This is a genomic window from Pseudomonas kilonensis, from assembly GCF_001269885.1.
In the GTDB taxonomy this organism is placed as follows: domain Bacteria; phylum Pseudomonadota; class Gammaproteobacteria; order Pseudomonadales; family Pseudomonadaceae; genus Aquipseudomonas; species Aquipseudomonas kilonensis.
The window spans coordinates 45637-64550 of the sequence record NZ_LHVH01000004.1 but is presented as its reverse complement, the minus strand read 5'-3'; the positions used below and the strand labels follow the sequence as shown (position 1 = coordinate 64550).

The window sequence follows — 18914 nt, the reverse complement described above, 5'->3', positions numbered from 1 at the left end:
TGAGCGCGCGCTCCTAGTTAGTCGTCTCGACCGGAAAACCTTCGGCCTGCATTTTCTTCAACACATCCTGCCACCGGGACAGGCGCTTGGTGTCACCCACTTTCTTGTTGCCCTTGGCGCCCGGCAGCCACAGCCCTTCGGCATTGAAAGAGTAGACCGGGAGCAAGTCGGTTCGCTGGCTGGCCGGCAGGATGCCGTCGATCAGGCTGTCGAGTACCAGCGGCATCGCCTCGGGCGTGGCGTAATAGGTGAGCACCATGTGCGCACGGTTCTGCCGCAAGGCCTTGACGTAGGTGATGCGCAGCTTGTCACTGGAGACCCCGAGATGACGCAGGCTGAAATACTTGGCGATGGCGTAGTCTTCACAATCGCCAGCGCCCTTCCACAGGGCCTGGATCGGGGTCTCCCAGTAGTCGACCTCGCGCCACAGGTCGATGTCTTCCACGTAGCGCACCTGTTTGTTGAAAAACAGGTTCACCACCTTGAGCTGTTCCAGTTCCGGGATCTGTTTCTGGGTCGCCAACAGTTGCTGCCATGCGTCAATCCGTTGCTGACCTTCGCCCAAGGGACCATATAACGCTTGCGCCCGTCGGCTGATCTGCGCAAAGTCCCAGTCAGCCTGCAAGCCACCCAGCATCAGGCCGGCCAGCAACAATGCCGAACACAGCCAGCGCAAGGACCTGAGGACAGGGAAAGGTGCAGCCAAGGGAATACGTCCGAAAAGGGCCGTTGGAAATTCGTTGGATGGTGAAGCCTGGCCCGGTAAAAGACAATGGCAGGTTGCAATCACCATAAGCAGACTAAACTTTAGTTCAGGAACTGGGGCCGCGAGATTTTGACGGCTTGGCAATCTGTAACTAACGTTGGCTTGGATCCAATTTTCGTTACTACCAGTCAGGTGTTGTCGTGACACAGAAGCCCAAACCGCTTAGCACTATCCAGGTCAACGGGCCCATCCCGGCTGACCAGGCACGCTCGATTATCGAAGAGTCTCTGCGCGAGGCCATCCTTGATGGACGTCTGCCTTGCGGCACCGCCCTGCGCCAGCAGGAACTGGCCGACCTGTTCGGCGTGAGCCGCATGCCGGTGCGCGAGGCACTGCGCCAGCTCGAAGCGCAGTCACTGCTCAATGTGGTTCAGCACAAGGGCGCCGTAGTGGCGCCGTTGATCACCAACAATGCGGTAGAAACCTACGCCCTGCGCTCGGTCCTGGAATCGTTCGCCTTGCGCCTGTCCATCCCGCTGCTCGATGACAACGACCTGACAATGGCCGCCCAGTACATCGAACAGCTGGAAACGGAAACCGAACACGCCCAGATCGGCAAGCTCAACCGGCTGTTCCACATGTCGCTTTATCACAAGGCACCCAACAGCAAGCTGCTGGACCTGATCGAGCGCGAGCTCAATGAAGAAGAGCGCTTCCTGCGCTTTCATCTGTCATCCATGGGGCTGGGCAAGTTGAGCCAGGACGATCATCGCGCGCTGCTCGAGGCCGCGCGTGCCAAGGACATCGATAAAGCCGTCGTATTGCTGGAACGGCACCTGGAAAAAGCCTCTGTCACCATGCGCCGCTATCTGGAACAGTCGTCGAAGCTTTGATCCCACCTCGGCGGTCCGGCCGGCGTAAAAACTTCTTACATATCCTTCCGACTCACTTGTCGCCTGCGCGGCGCGGCCTGGCCGTGGCCGCGACTTGTCGCCCCATCAGTTCAATGGCACTGCCATCGATTTGGGCTCACTCTTGCGCTTGTCGATTCAAAACAGACCTGAAGAAGTCAACGCCTGGCTGAGGCCAGACGAATCGAAGCCAATACGCAAGGAGCGTCGTCCAACCGGCGGGATGATCGGATGTCCGACCGACGTCCCGCCCATAACATAAAACTTCCTTATTCCCCGATTCCTGAAGTGCTCCGAGTGAGGCATTCACTCGAACTATTCGATTCTGATCCCCCTAAATCGGAAGGAGCTTCTTCGCCCCAATAAAACTTATTAAATAAGTTTTAAAAGCCCTCTTTGTGCCCAATAAAAACACAACTTCAAATAATTAAAAAAGATACTTGCCACTTACTTGCTCGGTGTATTAGTTTTTATTCGCCGCGTTACTTGCGGCCCTTTCGACTTGCGACAAGCCCAGCAAACACTGGCACCAAAAGCCGAAATTACGATTAAAAGAGAATACTTAAGCCCCTTGGGCAATTCATGGACTCCGGTTCAGGCACCCGCTCGCCTTAATTAAATAACGAGCAGCCTTCCGGACAAAACATCATTGATGAGGACGTTCCGATGCAGCCATCCAAAGAACAACTATCTTTGAAAAAACACGAACTTGGCCAACACCCTGTTTTTTCCGAGATTACATCAATCGATCTGTTACGCCGCTTTATGGAAAGCCATGTCTTTGCCGTCTGGGACTTCATGTCGCTGACCAAGCGGCTGCAACGCGAGCTCACTTGTGTCCACCTGCCCTGGCTGCCGCCGGCCGACCCGCACGCGGCACGCTTGATCAATGAAATCGTGCTGGGGGAAGAGTCGGATGACCGCCCCGGCGCAGGCTATTGCAGCCATTTCGAACTGTACCTGGACGCCATGCGGGAAATCGGTGCCGATACCCGCGCGATCGAGCAATTCATCACCCTGCAACAGGAAGGCGTCAGCCCCGAGACTGCGCTGGACAGCGTCGATGTCGAACCGGCGGCGGCACGGTTCGTCCGCCAGACCTTGCACACCGCCCTGCACGCCCCGGCCCACAGCGTGGCCGCCGCCTTCGTGCACGGTCGCGAGAGTGTCATCCCGCAGATGTTCCAGCGCATGCTCGATGCTTGGGGCATTGGCCTGGACCAGGCGCCGACCTTTCGTTATTACCTGCAGCGGCACATCGAAGTCGATTCCGAAGACCATGGCCCGGCGGCAGAAAAGTTGCTGGCCCGGCTGATCGATGGCGACCCGCAACGCGAAACCGAGGTACTGGCCGCCGCGCTCGCCGCTGTCCACAGCCGCGCAGCCTTGTGGGACGGCTTGCGCCAGAGCATGGCCCAGCCGGTTGCACAGGTGACGCCATGAACGCCGTCGAATACCAATCCTTCGCCGACGCCTGGGAAAGCCGCGCGACGATCCGTACCCGGCCACGGCGCCGGGTCGAAGACGACGACAAGCTGATCTTTCCCATGAGCCGCCAGCCGCTGGTGCACAGCCAGACCTTCCTCAGCCACTGTCCGCAATTGCGCGACTTTGTGCTGGTGCAGAGCCTCTACAAGTTCATCAACGACGTGGTGATTTTCGAGACCGAACTGGTGGACCACACCGCCCGCCGCATCGCCAAGAACCGCTTCGGCATCGAATTCCCATTCGCCTGCCGCTACGACGCGATGACCGTGGTGGTGGACGAGGATTATCACGCGCTGGTGGCGATGGACTTCATGCAGCAGACCATCGACATGACCGGCATCGCACCGATCGCGTTGCCGGGGCAGATCGAACTCAGCCGCGCGATACCGGCAACCCTGGCCCAGGCGCCGGAACATCTGCTCAGCGCCGTGGAGCTGATCTGCATCGCCATCGCCGAGAACACCGTGACCAACGAAGTGGCGGCCTTCGCCCGGGACGACTCGGTCAAGGCCTCGATCAAGGGGCTGATGGCCGATCACTTGCTCGATGAGGGCCGGCACTCCGGTTTCTGGACGCGACTGGTACAGATCTACTGGCGCACCGCGCCCGAAGAGGACCGCGCGGCGATTGCACGCTTGATGCCCGGGTTCATCGTCCAGTACCTGACGAGCGACCTGCAGCAAGCGTTCGATTTCGAGCTGATCGCGCACCTGCCCGTCGACGAATCGGTACGCCAGTCGCTGCGTGAAGACGCCAGTGCGCTGGCCTACCCCATCAATCGTTTTCACCCGTTGGTGGGCAACATCACGCGCTTTTTCCGCAGCAGCTCGATGCTCGCGTCCCCCTGCGTACGCGACGCCCTCGCTGATTACCTGACTCCATGAGGACCTTTCGATGAAACGCCTCGAAATTGCAGTGCCTGGCACCAGCCAGGCCATGGCCGAACTGGCCCGGGAACTGGTGCTGCACGGCCACGGCATCGTGGATCGGCAATCGCCGGCCAACCACGACGCGGTCGATCTGTTGATCGACGACGGTACGACACCGCCTGCCGTTGAAGCCCGCTCATGCCTCCAAGTGCGCGTGGTGCTGCGCACGCTACCCGGCGAAGTATTGCCGCAACCGGTGGTGATGTTCCGCGACGGCGCGCAGCGGCTGCTGTGCCAGGAGGTGATTGCGCCGCAAGGCGATGGCAACGGTCAGTCCCTGCGGTTGCGTACCCTGGCGACGGTGGTCGAGACCGGGGCACGGCTGGTCAGCCAGTTATCCCGGGATGACACTTGCTTCGATCACTGGCCGACGGTGCGCGCTGACGCTGTCGAGCAGCCCCTGCTCGGGCTCGATGCGCTGGAGCCGCTGGCGTTCGAGCACGGCCTCAATCGGCCGTCGGTGCCCTGGCTGCTGGCCGCCGCCAACGTGCCGGTGATGCACAGCATCGAACAGCGCATGCTCGACGACGCGACGCAACCGGCCCTGTGGGTCGATGGACAACTCATCGACTACAAATCCTTGCGCCGCCTGGCGCTGAGGTTGCAGCAACCGATGCTGGAAATACTGCACCGCGCAGAACATGAGAAAGGAGCTGCTGGAGAACCTGTGGGAGCAAGGCTTGCCCGCGATGAAGACACCGACGCTCTCAAGCAAACCGCGTCATCGTTCATCGGGGGCAAGCCTTCCTCCCACAGGCCTTCCTCCCCCAAGGTGATCGGTGTCTGCCTGCCCAAGTCCGCGCACCTGTATGCGGCGATCCTGGCGGTGCTGGGCTGCGGGGCGGTGTACCTGCCGTTGGACCCGCAGCACCCGGCGCAACGTCGGCGCTTCATCCTGGAAAATGCCCAGGCGGACCTGCTGCTGCACGACGGCGACAGCGACCTGGGCGACCTGGCATTGCCAACGCTCAATGTCCAGCAACTGCCAGCGCCCACGCCAGGCATCCCGGCTTCGTTGATCCGCCGCACGGTGGACAGCGACGCACCGGCCGTGGCGATCTACACCTCTGGCACCACCGGCCAGCCCAAGGGCGTGTTGCTCAGCCACCGCAACCTCAGTCACTTCTGTGCCTGGTACGGCGACTACGTCGGGTTGCAGCGCGACAGCCGGGCGTTGCAGTTTTCCACCATCAACTTTGATGCGTCGCTGCTGGATATCCTCCCGACCTTCATCCACGGCGCCCTGCTGGTGGTGCCCAGCGAAGACCAGCGCCGCGATCCGCAGCAACTGGTCGCGTTGATTCACCAGCAGCACATCAGCCACGCCTTTCTGCCGCCGGCGCTGCTGAGCGTCATGCCCCTGGATGCGCCGCTGGGCCTGGCGCACCTGATCACCGGGGGCGACGTCTGCGAGCCGTTCGTGATCGAACAGCTCGCGCCACAATGCCGGTTCCACAACATCTACGGCCCCACCGAAACCACGGTGCTGGCGACCACACGACAGTTCGGCGTCGGCGACAACAACCGCAACCTCGGCGTGCCCATCGCCAATGGCCGGGTGCTGATCCTGGACGAACAGTTGCAACCGGTTCCCCAAGGTGTCCCCGGCGAGCTGTACATCGCCGGCCCGGGCGTCGGCCTGGGTTATCTGAACGACCCGACGCTGACCGCGACGCGCTACCTCGACCTGGCGCTGCCCACCGGGCAAGCGCTGCGGGTCTATCGCACGGGCGATATCGGCCAGTGGACCGACAACGGCATCGAATTGTGTGGCCGGCGCGATAACCAGGTGAAGATCCGCGGTTTTCGGGTCGAGCCCGAGGAAATCGAGCACTGCCTGCGCGATAGCCAGTTGTTTCGCCAAGTGGCAGTGGGGGTCGATGAGCGGCGGCGAATCCTGGCGTTCCTGGTTCATCCCGAGCACTCCGGTGACGCCCTCCAGGTGTTGCGCGAACATGTGCAGAACAGCTTGCCCAGCTACATGCACCCGGCCGCTTACGTCGAGTTGCCGAGCCTGCCGTACACCAGCAACGGCAAGGTCGATCGCCGGGCCTTGCTCGCCATGGCGGTGCAGGTACAGGTCGACGGCCAGCACCGGCAGCCACAGAACGCCCTGGAGACACAATTGCAGCAACTGTGGGCCGAACTGCTTGAACTGCCCGTCGAGGACATCGCCACCGACGAAAGCTTCTTCAACCTCGGCGGGCATTCGATCCTGTTGTCGCGACTGTTGTTGAGCATCCGCCAGACGTTCGGTCGCAGCCTGTCGATCAACCGCTTTATCGAAGCGCCGACGCTGATGACCTTGGCCAAGTTGCTGGACGATCCTGATCAAAACAGCGCATCGATCCTCAGCCCCCAGGCCTTCATCGATGCCGAGGCCGAACTCAACCTCGATCCGCTGCCCATCAGCCAATGCGGCGATGTGCACAAGGTGGTGGTGACCGGCGCCAACAGTTTTCTCGGGGTGCACATCGTCGAGGCACTGCTGGCCTGGGGCGCCACCGAAGTCGCGTGCCTGGTGCGTGCGAGCGCTGAACACAGCGCGGCCGAGCGCTTCTCCCAGGCCCTCCAGGACAATCACCTGACCCACCTGGACCTGGACCGCGTCAGCGTTTACGCCGCCGACATCACCCAACCGCAGTTGGGTTTGCCGGATGACGTCTACGCCCGCATCGACCTCACCTTCGGCGCGCTGGTGCACAACGCTGCCCACGTCAACCATGTGCTCGACTACGAGTCCCTGGCGCGGGACAACGTGGAGCCGATCTTCGAATGCCTGCGCCTGTGTGAAGGGCGCAGCAAGAAGATCTTCAACTTCGTCTCCACGCTTTCCGCCTCCAGTGCCCTGGACGCCGACGGCCAGGTGCTGGAACAGCCTGCCGCCGAGACGCCGCCGATCTACATCAAGAACGGCTACAACCTGTCCAAATGGGTCGGTGAACGGATCCTGCAACGGGCCCGGGATCGCGGGGTGTGGGTCAATCTGTTCCGTCCCGGCAACATCAGTTTCAACAGCCTGACCGGGGTCTGCCAGCCCCACAAGAATCGCTTGATGCTGATGCTCAAGGGCTCGATCCAACTCGGTCAGGTGCCGGAGCTGTCACTCAACTTCGACCTGATGCCGGTGGATTTCCTGGCCCGTTTCATCGCCTTCCACGCCAGCCGTTACCAGCCGACGCAAGCGGTGTTCAACCTGCACAACCCACAGCCTTTGAGCTGGGATGCTTATGTCGCGTCGTTCCGCGACAGCGGCCGGGAATTTTCGCTGGTCAGCGTCGCCGAGTGGCAACGGCAATTGGCTCGGGTCGATGCCGACAACGCGTTGTTTGGCGTGCTGGGTTTCTATCTCAACGGCTTCGAAGAAGACATCGGCGACATCTCACTGATCAGCCATGACAACGCCCGCGCCGGCGTGCGGCAGATGGGCGCCAGCTACCCGGAAAAATCCCCGGCCTTGCTGCGTCGCGGCGCCGAGTACCTCAAGGCCATCGACTTCATCTGAAACACCCTCAACCCAAAGCAAGGAGCAAGACCATGAGTGCATTTCAACCCGACACCCTGATCAAAAACCCTCAAGCCTGCCAGGTCGAAACCTCGGTGGAGGTCGCGGCCGACGCGGCGCGCGTCTGGGACGTGGTGGGTGATTTTGGCGGCTTCAACCGTTTCATCCCGGCGCTGGAACACATCGAAATGACCGGCGAGGGCGTGAGGTCCCTGCGCAAGAAATTTTTCCGCGATGGGCAGAACCTGGTGGTGGAACAGCTCAACAGCCGTGACGACCAGGCCATGCACATGACCTGGACGCTGATCTACAACACCCTGGGCATCGATAACCTGTGGGCGGCCATGCGCGTCGAACCCTTGGCGGACAACCGCTGCCGCGCCACTTGGACCATCATCGCCGACCACACCGACGCCCACACGCCGTCGGGCTTCAGGGATTTCCTCCAGGGCTTCGCCGATGAGGCGATGGGGAATGTGCAAGGGATGTTCAAGTAAGCGCCACCCCCTTGTGGGAGCGAGCTTGCTCGCGAGAGCGGCAGTCCAGACAACCCATGGATTGGCTTGAAGCTGATCGTCCCCACGCTCTGCGTGGGGATGCATCCCGTGACGCTCTGCGTCACCTTCCAGAAGCGGAACGCGGAGCGTCCCTGGCGACATTCCCACGCAGGAGCGTGGGAACGATCGAATGCTGGGGCCTGCTGCGCAGGCCAGCGGGAGCAAGCTCCCTCGCCACAGGGGACTGGGTCAGATCTTGAAGCTGTCCACCAGTTGCTTCAACCGGTTGGCCTGTTGCGACAAGGCATCGCAATCCTTCAAGGTTTCATTGAGGTTGGCGACGCTTTGCTGGTTCAGCAGGTTGATGTGGCTGACGTCCATGTTGAGGGTTTCAACCACCGCGGTCTGTTCTTCGGTCGCAGCGGCCACCGACTGGTTCATGCCGTCGATCTCACCGATACGCTGCGTCACGCTGACCAGTCGCAGGCCGGCCTGGTTGGCCACTTCCACGCTTTCTTCGCTGGAGGTCTGGCTGGCGTTCATCGTGGTCACCGCTTCACGGGAGCCGACCTGCAGCGAGGTGATCATCTTGTGGATTTCTTCCGCCGACTCCTGGGTGCGGTGCGCCAGGTTGCGCACTTCATCGGCCACCACCGCAAAACCACGGCCGGCCTCACCGGCACGAGCCGCTTCGATGGCCGCGTTCAGCGCCAGCAGGTTGGTTTGCTGGGAGATGCCCTTGATCACGTCCAGGATGTGGCCGATGTTGTCGGTGCTGGCGTTCAGGGTTTCGATCTGGGTGCACGAAAGGCTGATCTTCTGCGACAACTCAGTCATGGCCTGGATGGTTTTTTCCACCACTTGGCGACCGTCATCGGCCTGTTCGCTGGCACCGCTGGCATGCTGCGAGGCATCGGCGGCATTGCGGGCGATTTCCTGGGTCGCGGCGCCCAACTCGTTGATGGCCGCAGCCACGCTGTTGGTGCGGGCGCTCTGCTCGTCCGAGCCGACGAGCGACGCATTGGACGAGGTCATCACCCGCTGCGACAGGTCATGCACCTGGCGAGTGGCGGAAGACACTTCCGAGATCGACGCGTGAATCCGCTCCACGAACTGGTTGAACGAACCACCCAGCACCGCAAACTCATCCTTGCCCTGCACCACCAGGCGCCGGGTCAGGTCGCCTTCACCCTGGGCGATGTCCTGCATGGCGCGGCCCATGGTGGTCAACGGACGCATCAGTACCTGGATCAGCAGGCTCAGCAGCAACGCAATGGCCGCCACCGCGACAAACATCGCAATCAGCGCAGACGTACGGAACTGGCTCAACGGCGCGTAGGCCTTGGCCTTGTCGATCGACAGGCCGATGTACCACTCGGCGTTCGGCAAGCCAGTCACTGGAGTGAACGAAAGGATACGGTCCTGCCCGTTCAGCTCAACGTCCTGGATACCCTTGCCAATACGCACCGGGGTACCGGGGTAGATGTCCTTGAGGTTCTTCATCACCTGGTCTTTATCCGGGCTGACGATCACCTGGCCGTCGCCGCTGACCAGGAACGCATGGCCGATACCACCGAAGTCCACGGAGTTGATGATTTTCACCAGGGTTTCCAGGCTCAGGTCGCCGCCCACCACGCCGAGCAGTTCGCCCTTATGCTTCACCGGCAGGGCAACGGTCACCACCAGGCCACCCACCGCCGCCAGATAAGGCGGGGTCAGCATGGCTTTATCGGCGGTCACCGCCTGTTTGTACCAAGGGCGCTGACGCGGGTCGTAGCCGTCAGGCATTTTGGCGTCCGGACGTTGGGTGAAGACACCGTTGGCCTGGCCCACATAAGTGAACTGGAAGTTCGACGTCAGCGCTGGCTGATCGACCAGCCCTGGCAGATCGGCAGCAGCACCCTGGTGCGCGATGTTTTGTGCCAGGTTTTCCAGCACCAGTATCCGGCCACTCATCCAGTTCTGGATGCTGCTGGCCGTCAGGTCGCCGGATTGCTCGATGGACGACTCAAGGCTGCTGCCGATGGTGTTGCGCTGCAAATAATCGTTGTAGAGCGTGAACAGGGCAAAAGCCAGGACCACCACACCAGAGGCGGCAAGAAGGATTTTGTGGCTGAACTTTAGATTCATTGTTGAGGCTTCTTATGCAAGGAGTGGGGAGTGCATTCCAGGTTTGCAACGTTCTATGTAACAGTGCGAGCGGTTATCAATTCGCTCCACTTTGGTGCACACGTACAAGTCTGTCGGCAAACCTGTACAAATAATTAGGGAATAGAAGAAATAGCCGACGAGAGGACACAGCGGGCGAACGGTGGTTGCAAATTCGCCGACGGCTGATGACAGTGCGGACCATCGACCATTAGTGGCGAGAAGAAATCGAACGCGCCTACCTCAAAACCATAGCTCACCTGCCGGACGCCGAAACCCCTGGTGCCGAAGAAAGGCTCCACTCCTTCATCGTCGACAACATGCTGCAAGCCGAATTTTTTACCGGCGCGACCAAGCACACCGTGCTGATGGGGGCCGACTATATGTCGGCTACGGCTGGGCCGATGCCTCGGTGACGGTGAGCTATCAGTTCTAACCTGTTCCCGGCCTTAACTCATTCTCTGTGGCGAGGGAGCTTGCTCCCGCTGGGCTCTGTAGGAGCTGGCGAAGCCTGCGATCTTTTGATCTTGATCTTTCGCTCTGGACTCAATTGGCTGGGGAAAGATCGCAGCCTCGTTGCACTCGTCAGCTCCTACACAGCTCCTGCAGGCCCGGCGGGAGTTTCCTCCCGCACCACACCCTCTTCCCGCACAAACCGATTCGCCCGGCCAAACGTACCGAAATCATTGAACCGCACACCCATCTCCCGCATCACTTGGTGGGCCACCGGCACCGTCAGTTGGCGAATGTAGAACGGCTCCTTCACCACGAAATGATGAATGCCATGGCTGCTGCCGAAGTTGAAGCAGAACGCCTGCAACGGCCACAACCACCAAGGGTTGAGCACCTGGGTCTGCTGGATCACATTGCCCGGCTCGATGTCGCCGTAGTAGTGCATGTTCGAGCTGACAAAATGCAGGCAAAAGGTGCGCAACACGTTCGGCCCGATGATCACCACCGCGGCGATGTCGATTACCTGCATCGTCGCCAGTGTGGTGGCCGACCAGTCAATTGAAGTCCCCAGCAGACTGGCGATGCCGTTGGCCCCATGAAAACCGAGAAACACATACCAGGCGCCCCAATGCAGCAACGCCAGCGGGAAATACACCTTCAGCGTGCGCTTGAGAATGCTGCGCTTGTGCGTCCAGGTCTTGGCCCGCAGCAGGCGGATGAAGGCCGACATCACGTTATCGCCGACCATCAGCAACCGCGCCAGCCCCCAGGGTTCGCCGTTGGTGATGGCCCGCTCCTCCATGTCGGCTTCGCTGCCGGACACCTTGTGATGGTTGAGGTGCAGGTGGCGGCGGATCCACGGGTTGATGGTGCTCGGCCGCGCCAGCCAGACCAACCCCATCATCAGGTTGTGGGGCAGGCGCTGCTTGCGAAAATACATGCTGTGGATCAGGTCGTGTTCCAGCTCGTGGGTCAGGGACGCGAAAAACGCGTTGAGCAACAGGCACGCCCACCCGGCCAGGTAACCGTTGATGTAGAGCAGCGCCGAACCGATCATCCCGACCAGGGCGACCGCCAGGATGCCCGCGCCCAACGCGTCCTGGTGACGCAGGATCGGATAGCGCTGGCGCAATTCTTCGCCCCGGGCCAGGACCACCTGGCGAATCTGGGCCGATCGTTGTTGTGCATTCAATCGCTCGGGGCTTGCGCAAGTGCCGTGCATGGCTTACATCCTCTGTTAGAGATGTGCTCATCCTGCCGGGCGTTGTCCCCTGGGGTGGTAGCCGTAAACGCCAACCTGTTGACCGCAAGCGCCAATCGTCATGACTGAACCGACCTCCCTCGCCAGCTGGACCCGCGCCCTGCGCAAACAGCTCGATGCGCTGGGCCTGGACAGCCATGCCTTGTGCGTAGAAGCCGGCCTCGACCCGCAATGGATGGACGACCCGAACGCCCGTTACCCGCTGTCGGCCACCACGCGTTTGTGGGCATTGGCCGTACAGGCCAGCGGCGACCCGGCCATTGGCCTGCGGGTGTCGCGCTTTGTCAGCCCCACCACGTTTCACGCGCTGGGTTATGCCTTGGTGGCCAGCGGCAGCCTGCGGGAAGTGTTCGAGCGGATCGTGCGCTATCACCCGGTGGTCAGCGATGCGCTGACCCTGCAATTGAACCGGGGCGAAGACCGCTACCGCTTCAGTCTCGAGGTGCCGCCGGGCCGACCGGCGCCAGCCTTCGAAGCCATCGACGCGTTCACGGCGATTTACGTGCGCACCTGTCGCAACCGCCTCGGCCGTGATTACGCACCGCTGGCGGTGTACCTGCGGCGCCCGGAACCGGCGGACCCCAGCCCCTGGCACAAGGTGTTCCGCTCGCCGGTGCATTTCGGCGCCGACCAGGATTGCCTGGAGTTCAACCTCAGCGACTTCGACAGCCACCTGGACGACGCCAACCCGGAACTGGCCGAACACAACGAAACGGTGCTCGAACGCACCCTCGCCCAGCTCAAGCCACTGACCTGGGAACGCAAGGTACGCGCGGCCATCGAGGCCCAACTGCCCGAAGGCGAGCCCAGCGCCGAACGCATCGCCCAGGCCATGCACCTGAGCCTGCGCAGCCTGCAACGGCACCTGGCCGACGAAGGCTGCCGCTTCGACACACTGCTCAACGAGTGCCGGGAGAATCTGGCGCTGCTGCACCTGCGGGATCCAAACTGCTCGCTGAGCGAAGTCAGCTATCTGTTGGGTTTTGCCGATGCCAGCAGCTTCAGCCGCGCATTCAAGCGCTGGACCGGGATGACGCCGGGGCAGTTTCGGGATGGGTTGCGCTAGGGGCTTGCGGTGCCTGGGCTGGCCCTATCGCGAGCAAGCTCGCTCCCACATTTTATCCGGGGTGCACACAAATTCTGTGGGAGCGGGCTTGCTCGCGAAGACGGCAGCACAGTCAACATCCCAGCCAACAGACCCACCGCTTTCGCGAGCAAGCCCGCTCCCACAGATACTGGGCCGGACCTCAGGTTGTGGTCAGGGCCCGCAACCGCTCGATGTCGAGGATTTCGATCTCGCCGTAACCCAGGTGCAGGATGCCCTGGGCCTGCAGGTCCTTGAGGATCTGGTTGGTGGTCTGGCGTGACAGCGCGAGCATCAGCGCCAGTTGTTCCTGGGGCAGTTGCAGGACCCGCCGCGGCGGTTCGATTTCGCCGTAGCCTTCGGCGATCAGCAGCAGGCGGTGGGCCACGCGGGCCGGGGCGGGCATCAGGCTCAGGTGTTCGAGGTTGATGAAGGTCAGGCGCAGTTTGTGGCTCATCAACAATGCCAGGTGCCGCCAGTAGATCGGCTGCTCTTGCAGCAATGCCAGCAACGGCGCCTGGGGCACATGCAGCAGCGTACATTGACCGACAACCACCGCATCATGAGTGCGCGGCTGGCCATCGAACAGGCAGATTTCACCGAACCAGTGGGGCGCCTCCACCACGCTCAGCAATGCCTCCTTGCCCTGTTCGTTCACCGCACCGACGCGCACCGCGCCTTCCAGCACGGCATACAGCCCACACGGTGGGTCGCCGCGCTGGAACAGCCGATGCCCCGGCGGCAGGCGGCGCACCCGCGCCATGCCCAGCAGACTATTCTGTAACTCAGCAGGCAGATGGCTGTACCAGTGGCTGGCCATCAGGTGTGAGTGCCAGGGATGCGAATTCATGGAAACTCCGGGACAAGTGTCGGCTAACTGACAGAACGCCTTGTGGTACCTGGGCATCATGCAGGCATCACCTCAGGAGGAACAACAATGAAAAGCCTCGTCGATCATCTCAGTCAATACGCTGCCTATCACCGCGACCCGCGCAACATCGCCAGCCATTTCATCGGTATCCCGCTGATCTTCGTTGCCGTCGCCGTGCTGCTGTCACGCCCAGGTTGGCCAGTGGGCGCGGTCCTGGTGTCGCCAGCGCTGCTGGTAGCGGTGGCCAGTGCCTGGTTCTACCTGCGCCTGGAGTTGCGCCTGGGGGCGCTGATGACGGTGCTGCTGGGCCTGGCGGTCTGGCTGGGCCAGGTGCTCGCCGCGCAAAGTACCCTGGTGTGGCTGGGCAGTGGCCTGGGGATGTTCGTGGTGGGCTGGGTGATCCAGTTTGTCGGCCACTACTACGAAGGCCGCAAGCCGGCGTTCGTCGACGACCTCACCGGGCTGATTGTCGGGCCGCTGTTTGTGGTGGTGGAAGCGGGCTTCCTGCTGGGGCTTCGCGGCGAACTGAAGCGAGCCATCGAAGAGCGCGCCGGTCCGGTAGCCTTGCGCAACCAGCGCTCGGCCGCCTGAAAACAACGCAATACCCCGCCTGCCCCCCTTGTTGGAGCGAACCTGTGGGAGCAAGGCTTGCCCGCGATGGCATCGCCTCGGTCGATCAGCTACACCGAGGTGTTTGCATCGCGGGCAAGCCTTGCTCCCACAAGCCCGCTCCCACAAAAGTTAGGCCTTAGCGCTCAAGTTACAGCGCACCAAACTCGACCCGTATCGTCAGCGCGCCGGTGTTATCTTTCAAGCCAGACCCGTACTGCCCGGTCAGGTCATCGTTGATGCACAGTTGCAGTTCGCCTTGCTGGTCGCCCGGAACCTGCCCCAGATCCCCCACCAGGAACGGCTTGCCACCATCGCCCACGCGACCGATCAAGGCACCTTCGGCGGCACCGGGCAAGGCATAGCTGCTGTAGTCGATGTGCCTCGAACCGCCATTTCCATCGACATTGCCGCCCTGCGGACTGGCACACCATAGCCCGCTGACGTAGCGCACCAGGCGCGGTACCAACCCGTTGACCAGCACGCCGGTGCCCTGCCAGGCGATGTTGGATTGGACCTGCATCGTCACCACCCGCAGGTCATTGGCCAGCGTATCCCCGGCCTGGAACGACAGCGCCGCAATCGTCAGGCTCGGGTTCGAGGTGCCGGTGCTGGGGAAGACACCGTCGCCCACCAGGAACAGGTTCTTGTGGTCCCAACTGCGCTGGTATTTATCCACGACCGACTTTTTGGGGTCATCGCCCATGCGGTAAGTCCCCATCAGGTGACCGGCGCCCTGGAAGCTGTAGGGCACCTTGTCGTAAGTAAAACATCCAGGTGCGATGATGTCCGTCAACTCCTGGGCACCGAGCAGGTCCTCGATGATGTGCGTCGCCAGTATTTTCGCCTGCTGGAAACCCTTCATGGTGTACTTGGACAGGTCGTAGTGGATTTCCGGCCGAGGGATACCGAGCCGGTCCGTGTATTCGGTCGAGGGCACGATGTAGCATTTCGCGTGGTCGGGGTCGTCCTCGACCTGCTCGACCAGGAAACCGATCCGGAACTGGCGGGTGAAGACGTCGTTGAGCTTATGTACCAACGCCGTTCCGGATAGCAATTTATTGCTCGGGTTGGCGCCGCCATTGTTCTTCCCGTCGATAAAGTCGGCGACCGTGGTGTAGGGATCACCGGCCGGCCAGTTCCAACCTTCGTTGCCAATCTCGATACGCCACGCCGCACGATCGCTGCGAAAGGCACCGTCGCGCAGGCTTTCGATGCCGGCCGTCGATAGCGGTCCCCGGTAGGGGAAAATCGCCTTGCCCTCGGGCATCAACCCCCACGCCAGATAAATGGGATGGTCAGCCAGGCCGCGACCCACTTGCCCGCTGCTGTTGGCCACGCCGGAGTGCAGTAGCAGCTTCGGTGTTTCGATCGCATGGGCGGCGATCACATAACGTTGTCCTATTGCCACACCGGTCCCAGTAACGGGGCCATCTTCCAATTGATACTGCTTGAACTCGATGCCATTGATATTGCTGTCAGTGCCCACGGTTACTTTGCTGGCCACGGTTCGATAAAGCACTCGGACCTTGCCAGTGTTCAACGCTTTGTTCATGGTCACGGTGGCGTCGTACTTGGCCTGGATTGGGCAGATCGGCGTGCAGTTGGTATTGCCGGCGCATACCCGGCGACCGGCATAAGGTTGAGAGTTGCGCCCGGCCGGCGTCGGGCTGACCACCAGCGGCAAGCTATCGAACGTCTTCCCCGTGACAGCCGTGACAAAGCTGCCATCGACCAGCGACAACGGAATGCTGCGCATCGGGAATGCATAACCCTCAGGAAAGGTCATGCCCAGATAGGCTTGGTCGGCGACGTTGGCCGACACGCCGATTTCCGCTTCCGCCCGGCAATAGGCGCTTTGCAGATCGTCATAACCGATCGGCCAATCCACCCCGACGCCATACTTGGACCGCAGGCGAAAATCGTTCGGCACCATGCGCAGGCAGGTTCCGACCCAATGCCATGTCGTGCCGCCACCCACCCGTTCGTAAGTGCTCGTAAAGGGCAGCGGGCCTTTTTGTACCAAGTAGCTGACCGCCGGATTGTTCCAATTACCATTGAGCAGATCGGCAATGGTCGCCCGTGGCGCGTTCAGTTCGGCCGGCCCCTTGAGATGTGGGTCCAGTGTCGTGCTTGGGGGATAAGGGGACTCAGGGGTTTTCAGTGTCGCGGTATAAAAACGCTCCAGATACTGGGCACGATTGACCGGTATCTCCGGCCCCGACTCGAGTACCAGCACATCAATACCGGCCATGCCCAACTGATAGGCAATGATGCTACCGGCCAGACCTGCGCCAACGATCACCACTTCGGCTTTTTCGGTACTCATGACAACGCTCCTTGCTGTCCGTTAGCGGATACGCCGGTCAAATCTTCAAGGCTGGAGGGCGCGCTGTTCCAATACCCAAAAAACGATTCGCTGTAGCCCATCGGGTGGGCCTGGGCGATCTTCCAGGCCCAGCTGTTGACGTAGGCCTGATCGGACACCACCGCCGAATCATCTTTCTTGAAAGGCGCCATATCGAACGGTTGATACCAGACGCCCAACAACCACAATTTCATGATCGAGCGCGCAAGTAGCACGGTGTGTGGAATCGTCGGTTGCATGTTGAACTTCAGTATCTGCTGGGCGATCTGGTCGGACGGTACATGGTCCGCCGCCAGCGTGGCGTATTGAGTCAAGAGCGCGTTGAGCACATCGGAAGGAACTCGCGCAGTGACGTAATCGAGAAAGATCGGCGGCAAACCGACCTGGTCGATCTGCGGTGCCAGACGATCGGCCGAGATGCCAATCAGGGCCGATGACAGGCCTACGAAATTATCCAGATTGCTGCTCATTGCTTGGCTCCTTGTCCACTGGTGGACTGTGCGCGTTCGAGCAAATAGGTGAAATCCGCAAAGCTGGTGCGTGCCGATTCGGTGACATGGGTGGCCGCATTGCCGTGGCACGCCATGCAACTGGAAGACGCCTGGGGCACGGTGCCCTGGATGTAGGTCTCCAGCGTGGCGTTGGCCAGGAACAACGGCGCCGGACTGCCCAGCGGGTTGGCGGCCGATATCTGGCAGTTCTTGGGTGGGTCCGAGGGCCACTGAGTACTGATCAGTTGATAGTTCGCCCAGACGCTCTGCGGGTTCACCTTACGCAACAGCTCTTGATACGTAGCGTTCAGTTTTCTGGTGGCCTCGGTGAGCGGCACGTCGCGCACGATCTGCGAGGGAGTAGCCTTGACCGCTGGGTTCCATGGCCGTGGCGGCGGCTGGTTGATGTCGCTTGTGCTGGCTGCGTTGTAGAACAGATAAGGCCCCGTCCGCAGGGCAACGGGCGTGGTTTTTTCCGGCACGTTTTTTACATGCTCAAAGGTTGACCAGACCCATTGCGCCGCGCTGGTGGTCTTATGGACCATGTGCAACCCCACCAACCCGACCGGCTCGGACACGCACGACTCCGCGACAATCGGCCCATGGCTGGGGTCGTTGTTCCCTGGGGTGTAGACCAGCGCGTCGACGGTGTGAAAATCCTGCCGATTGTCGTGGGGGCCCAGCACTTTCCACGACGCCTTCACCATCACCGCACCGACCTGTTGGGTTTTGGTGGAGCCACAACTGAACGCCACGGTGTTGTTCGCATTGGCGGCAAAAAATTTCTGCTGGCCTTCGATGCTGTACAGGCCGTTATCGACGATCCCGTTGAACATCGATTGGTTGACCACGATTTCGTTGCGCGTGTAGGTGCCGTTCTGGTCCACCAACGGGCCGCTCTCGAAGGGCTGGATAAATTCATCCAGCACATCGGGCACCTTGCCCATTTGCTGCAACAAGCGACCGGGCTTGAGCGACTTGCACGCTTCAGGCAGGGTCGCCGGGGCGTTCCAGGGCAGCGGGGCCTGGCCCTTGGCGCGGAAAATCTGGTAGCTCTCTTTCCAGCTTTCCCACACCGTGGCGCCATCCTGCTTGCCGATGGAGGTGCCGGTATTGGGGTCGCCGTTGTCCAGCGCTGGCCAGTTCAGGGCAATAAAGGTCTGCCACGACAGCTCATCGAAATTGGCTTGCAGGCTGACCAGTGAAACCGGGGTGGTCACGGTGACATCGAAGGGTATCTGGGGGGACAACGAAGGGGCGGCGCTGGCGGCCGGAGCCAGCAAGACGCCTAACAATGCACAGCCAAGCGGGCCATGCCGACTGACTTCCACTCTCATGTTTTCTCTCCTTGGCATCAGGGCGCCAGGAGAGATAACACCGGTCCGTCATGGACTCTCACTTGCCTCCTGGCCTGTCAGAGTCTAGGTAGGGTTTGGGCGGGGAAAAGGTGTTGGCGTAGAACCAATCGAAGCAAGGTTGGGCAGGGTTATTCGGATTCGGCTCGAGGTGTCAGTGAGGGCGCCATCGCGAGCAGGCTCGCTCCCACAATGGACCTCCATATGTACACAGATAGAGTGTTCACTGAAGTTCTAC

At 61.2% G+C, this 18914-nt stretch carries 14 protein-coding genes and 2 pseudogenes; 9 read left to right on the top strand and 7 right to left on the bottom strand.

Annotated features, from left to right (window positions below; genetic code table 11):
* Positions 1-13: 13 nt before the first annotated feature.
* Positions 14-637 (bottom strand): cysteine protease LapG, encoded by a 624-nt coding sequence (gene lapG / locus AD662_RS01020; RefSeq protein WP_371856198.1) that lies wholly within the window; start codon positions 635-637, stop codon positions 14-16.
* 269 nt (positions 638-906) lie between these two features.
* Between lapG and AD662_RS01015 the strand changes: the two genes are divergently transcribed.
* The 5 genes from AD662_RS01015 (at position 907) to AD662_RS00995 (ending at position 8036) form a co-directional block, all read left to right on the top strand.
* The gene (locus AD662_RS01015; protein WP_018613216.1) at positions 907-1599 is read left to right on the top strand and encodes a GntR family transcriptional regulator; all 693 of its coding nucleotides are present in this window, start codon (positions 907-909) and stop codon (positions 1597-1599) included.
* A 684-nt stretch (positions 1600-2283) separates the two neighbouring features.
* Positions 2284-3060 carry a DUF3050 domain-containing protein gene (locus AD662_RS01010; protein ID WP_033062914.1) on the top strand — a complete coding sequence of 259 codons (777 nt, stop codon included), beginning with the start codon at positions 2284-2286 and terminating at the stop codon, positions 3058-3060.
* The gene (locus AD662_RS01005) at positions 3057-3989 is read left to right on the top strand and encodes a diiron oxygenase (RefSeq protein ID WP_046065607.1); all 933 of its coding nucleotides are present in this window, start codon (positions 3057-3059) and stop codon (positions 3987-3989) included. The genes AD662_RS01010 and AD662_RS01005 overlap by 4 nt, the downstream gene beginning before the upstream one ends.
* 10 nt (positions 3990-3999) lie before the next feature.
* A complete protein-coding gene (locus AD662_RS01000; RefSeq protein WP_053184964.1) occupies positions 4000-7539 on the top strand; it encodes a non-ribosomal peptide synthetase in 3540 nt (1179 codons plus the stop codon).
* Positions 7540-7571: 32 nt separating this feature from the next.
* Positions 7572-8036 carry an SRPBCC family protein gene (locus AD662_RS00995; RefSeq protein WP_018613225.1) on the top strand — a complete coding sequence of 155 codons (465 nt, stop codon included), beginning with the start codon at positions 7572-7574 and terminating at the stop codon, positions 8034-8036.
* Positions 8037-8285: 249 nt separating this feature from the next.
* Here the strand turns inward: AD662_RS00995 and AD662_RS00990 are convergent, their stop codons facing one another.
* A complete protein-coding gene (locus AD662_RS00990) occupies positions 8286-10166 on the bottom strand; it encodes a methyl-accepting chemotaxis protein (RefSeq protein ID WP_053184960.1) in 1881 nt (626 codons plus the stop codon).
* 236 nt (positions 10167-10402) lie between these two features.
* On the opposite strand from AD662_RS00990, the pseudogene AD662_RS29685 reads away from it, so the two are divergent.
* Together AD662_RS29685 and AD662_RS30005 are read left to right on the top strand one after the other, a co-directional pair.
* A pseudogene (locus AD662_RS29685) lies at positions 10403-10480 on the top strand (sigma-70 family RNA polymerase sigma factor); the annotation flags it as partial.
* Positions 10466-10567 (top strand): annotated as a pseudogene (locus tag AD662_RS30005) (hypothetical protein); the annotation flags it as partial. The pseudogenes AD662_RS29685 and AD662_RS30005, both read left to right, overlap by 15 nt.
* Before the next feature lie 209 nt (positions 10568-10776).
* On the opposite strand, the gene AD662_RS00985 reads toward AD662_RS30005, so the two are convergent.
* Positions 10777-11859 carry a fatty acid desaturase gene (locus AD662_RS00985; protein WP_018613231.1) on the bottom strand — a complete coding sequence of 361 codons (1083 nt, stop codon included), beginning with the start codon at positions 11857-11859 and terminating at the stop codon, positions 10777-10779.
* Between the two features lie 100 nt (positions 11860-11959).
* Between AD662_RS00985 and AD662_RS00980 the strand changes: the two genes are divergently transcribed.
* The gene (locus AD662_RS00980; protein ID WP_018613233.1) at positions 11960-12964 is read left to right on the top strand and encodes an AraC family transcriptional regulator; all 1005 of its coding nucleotides are present in this window, start codon (positions 11960-11962) and stop codon (positions 12962-12964) included.
* 181 nt (positions 12965-13145) lie between these two features.
* Here AD662_RS00980 and AD662_RS00975 read toward each other — a convergent pair whose 3' ends face one another.
* Positions 13146-13832 carry a Crp/Fnr family transcriptional regulator gene (locus AD662_RS00975; protein ID WP_018613235.1) on the bottom strand — a complete coding sequence of 229 codons (687 nt, stop codon included), beginning with the start codon at positions 13830-13832 and terminating at the stop codon, positions 13146-13148.
* An 87-nt stretch (positions 13833-13919) separates the two neighbouring features.
* Here AD662_RS00975 and AD662_RS00970 point away from each other — a divergent pair, with 87 nt between their 5' ends.
* Positions 13920-14444 (top strand): Mpo1 family 2-hydroxy fatty acid dioxygenase, encoded by a 525-nt coding sequence (locus AD662_RS00970; RefSeq protein WP_053184956.1) that lies wholly within the window; start codon positions 13920-13922, stop codon positions 14442-14444.
* Positions 14445-14613: 169 nt separating this feature from the next.
* Here AD662_RS00970 and AD662_RS00965 read toward each other — a convergent pair whose 3' ends face one another.
* The 3 genes from AD662_RS00965 to AD662_RS00955 are packed head-to-tail and all read right to left on the bottom strand — an operon-like array spanning position 14614 to position 18658.
* Entirely contained in the window at positions 14614-16791 is a 2178-nt protein-coding gene (locus tag AD662_RS00965) for a GMC family oxidoreductase (RefSeq protein ID WP_053184953.1), read from the bottom strand.
* Positions 16788-17300: a hypothetical protein gene (locus AD662_RS00960; RefSeq protein WP_018613240.1), complete on the bottom strand. Its 513-nt coding sequence runs from the start codon at positions 17298-17300 to the stop codon at positions 16788-16790. The genes AD662_RS00965 and AD662_RS00960 overlap by 4 nt, the downstream gene beginning before the upstream one ends.
* Positions 17297-18658: a hypothetical protein gene (locus tag AD662_RS00955; RefSeq protein ID WP_053184950.1), complete on the bottom strand. Its 1362-nt coding sequence runs from the start codon at positions 18656-18658 to the stop codon at positions 17297-17299. Before AD662_RS00955 ends, AD662_RS00960 begins: the two co-directional genes overlap by 4 nt.
* Positions 18659-18914 lie beyond the last annotated feature (256 nt).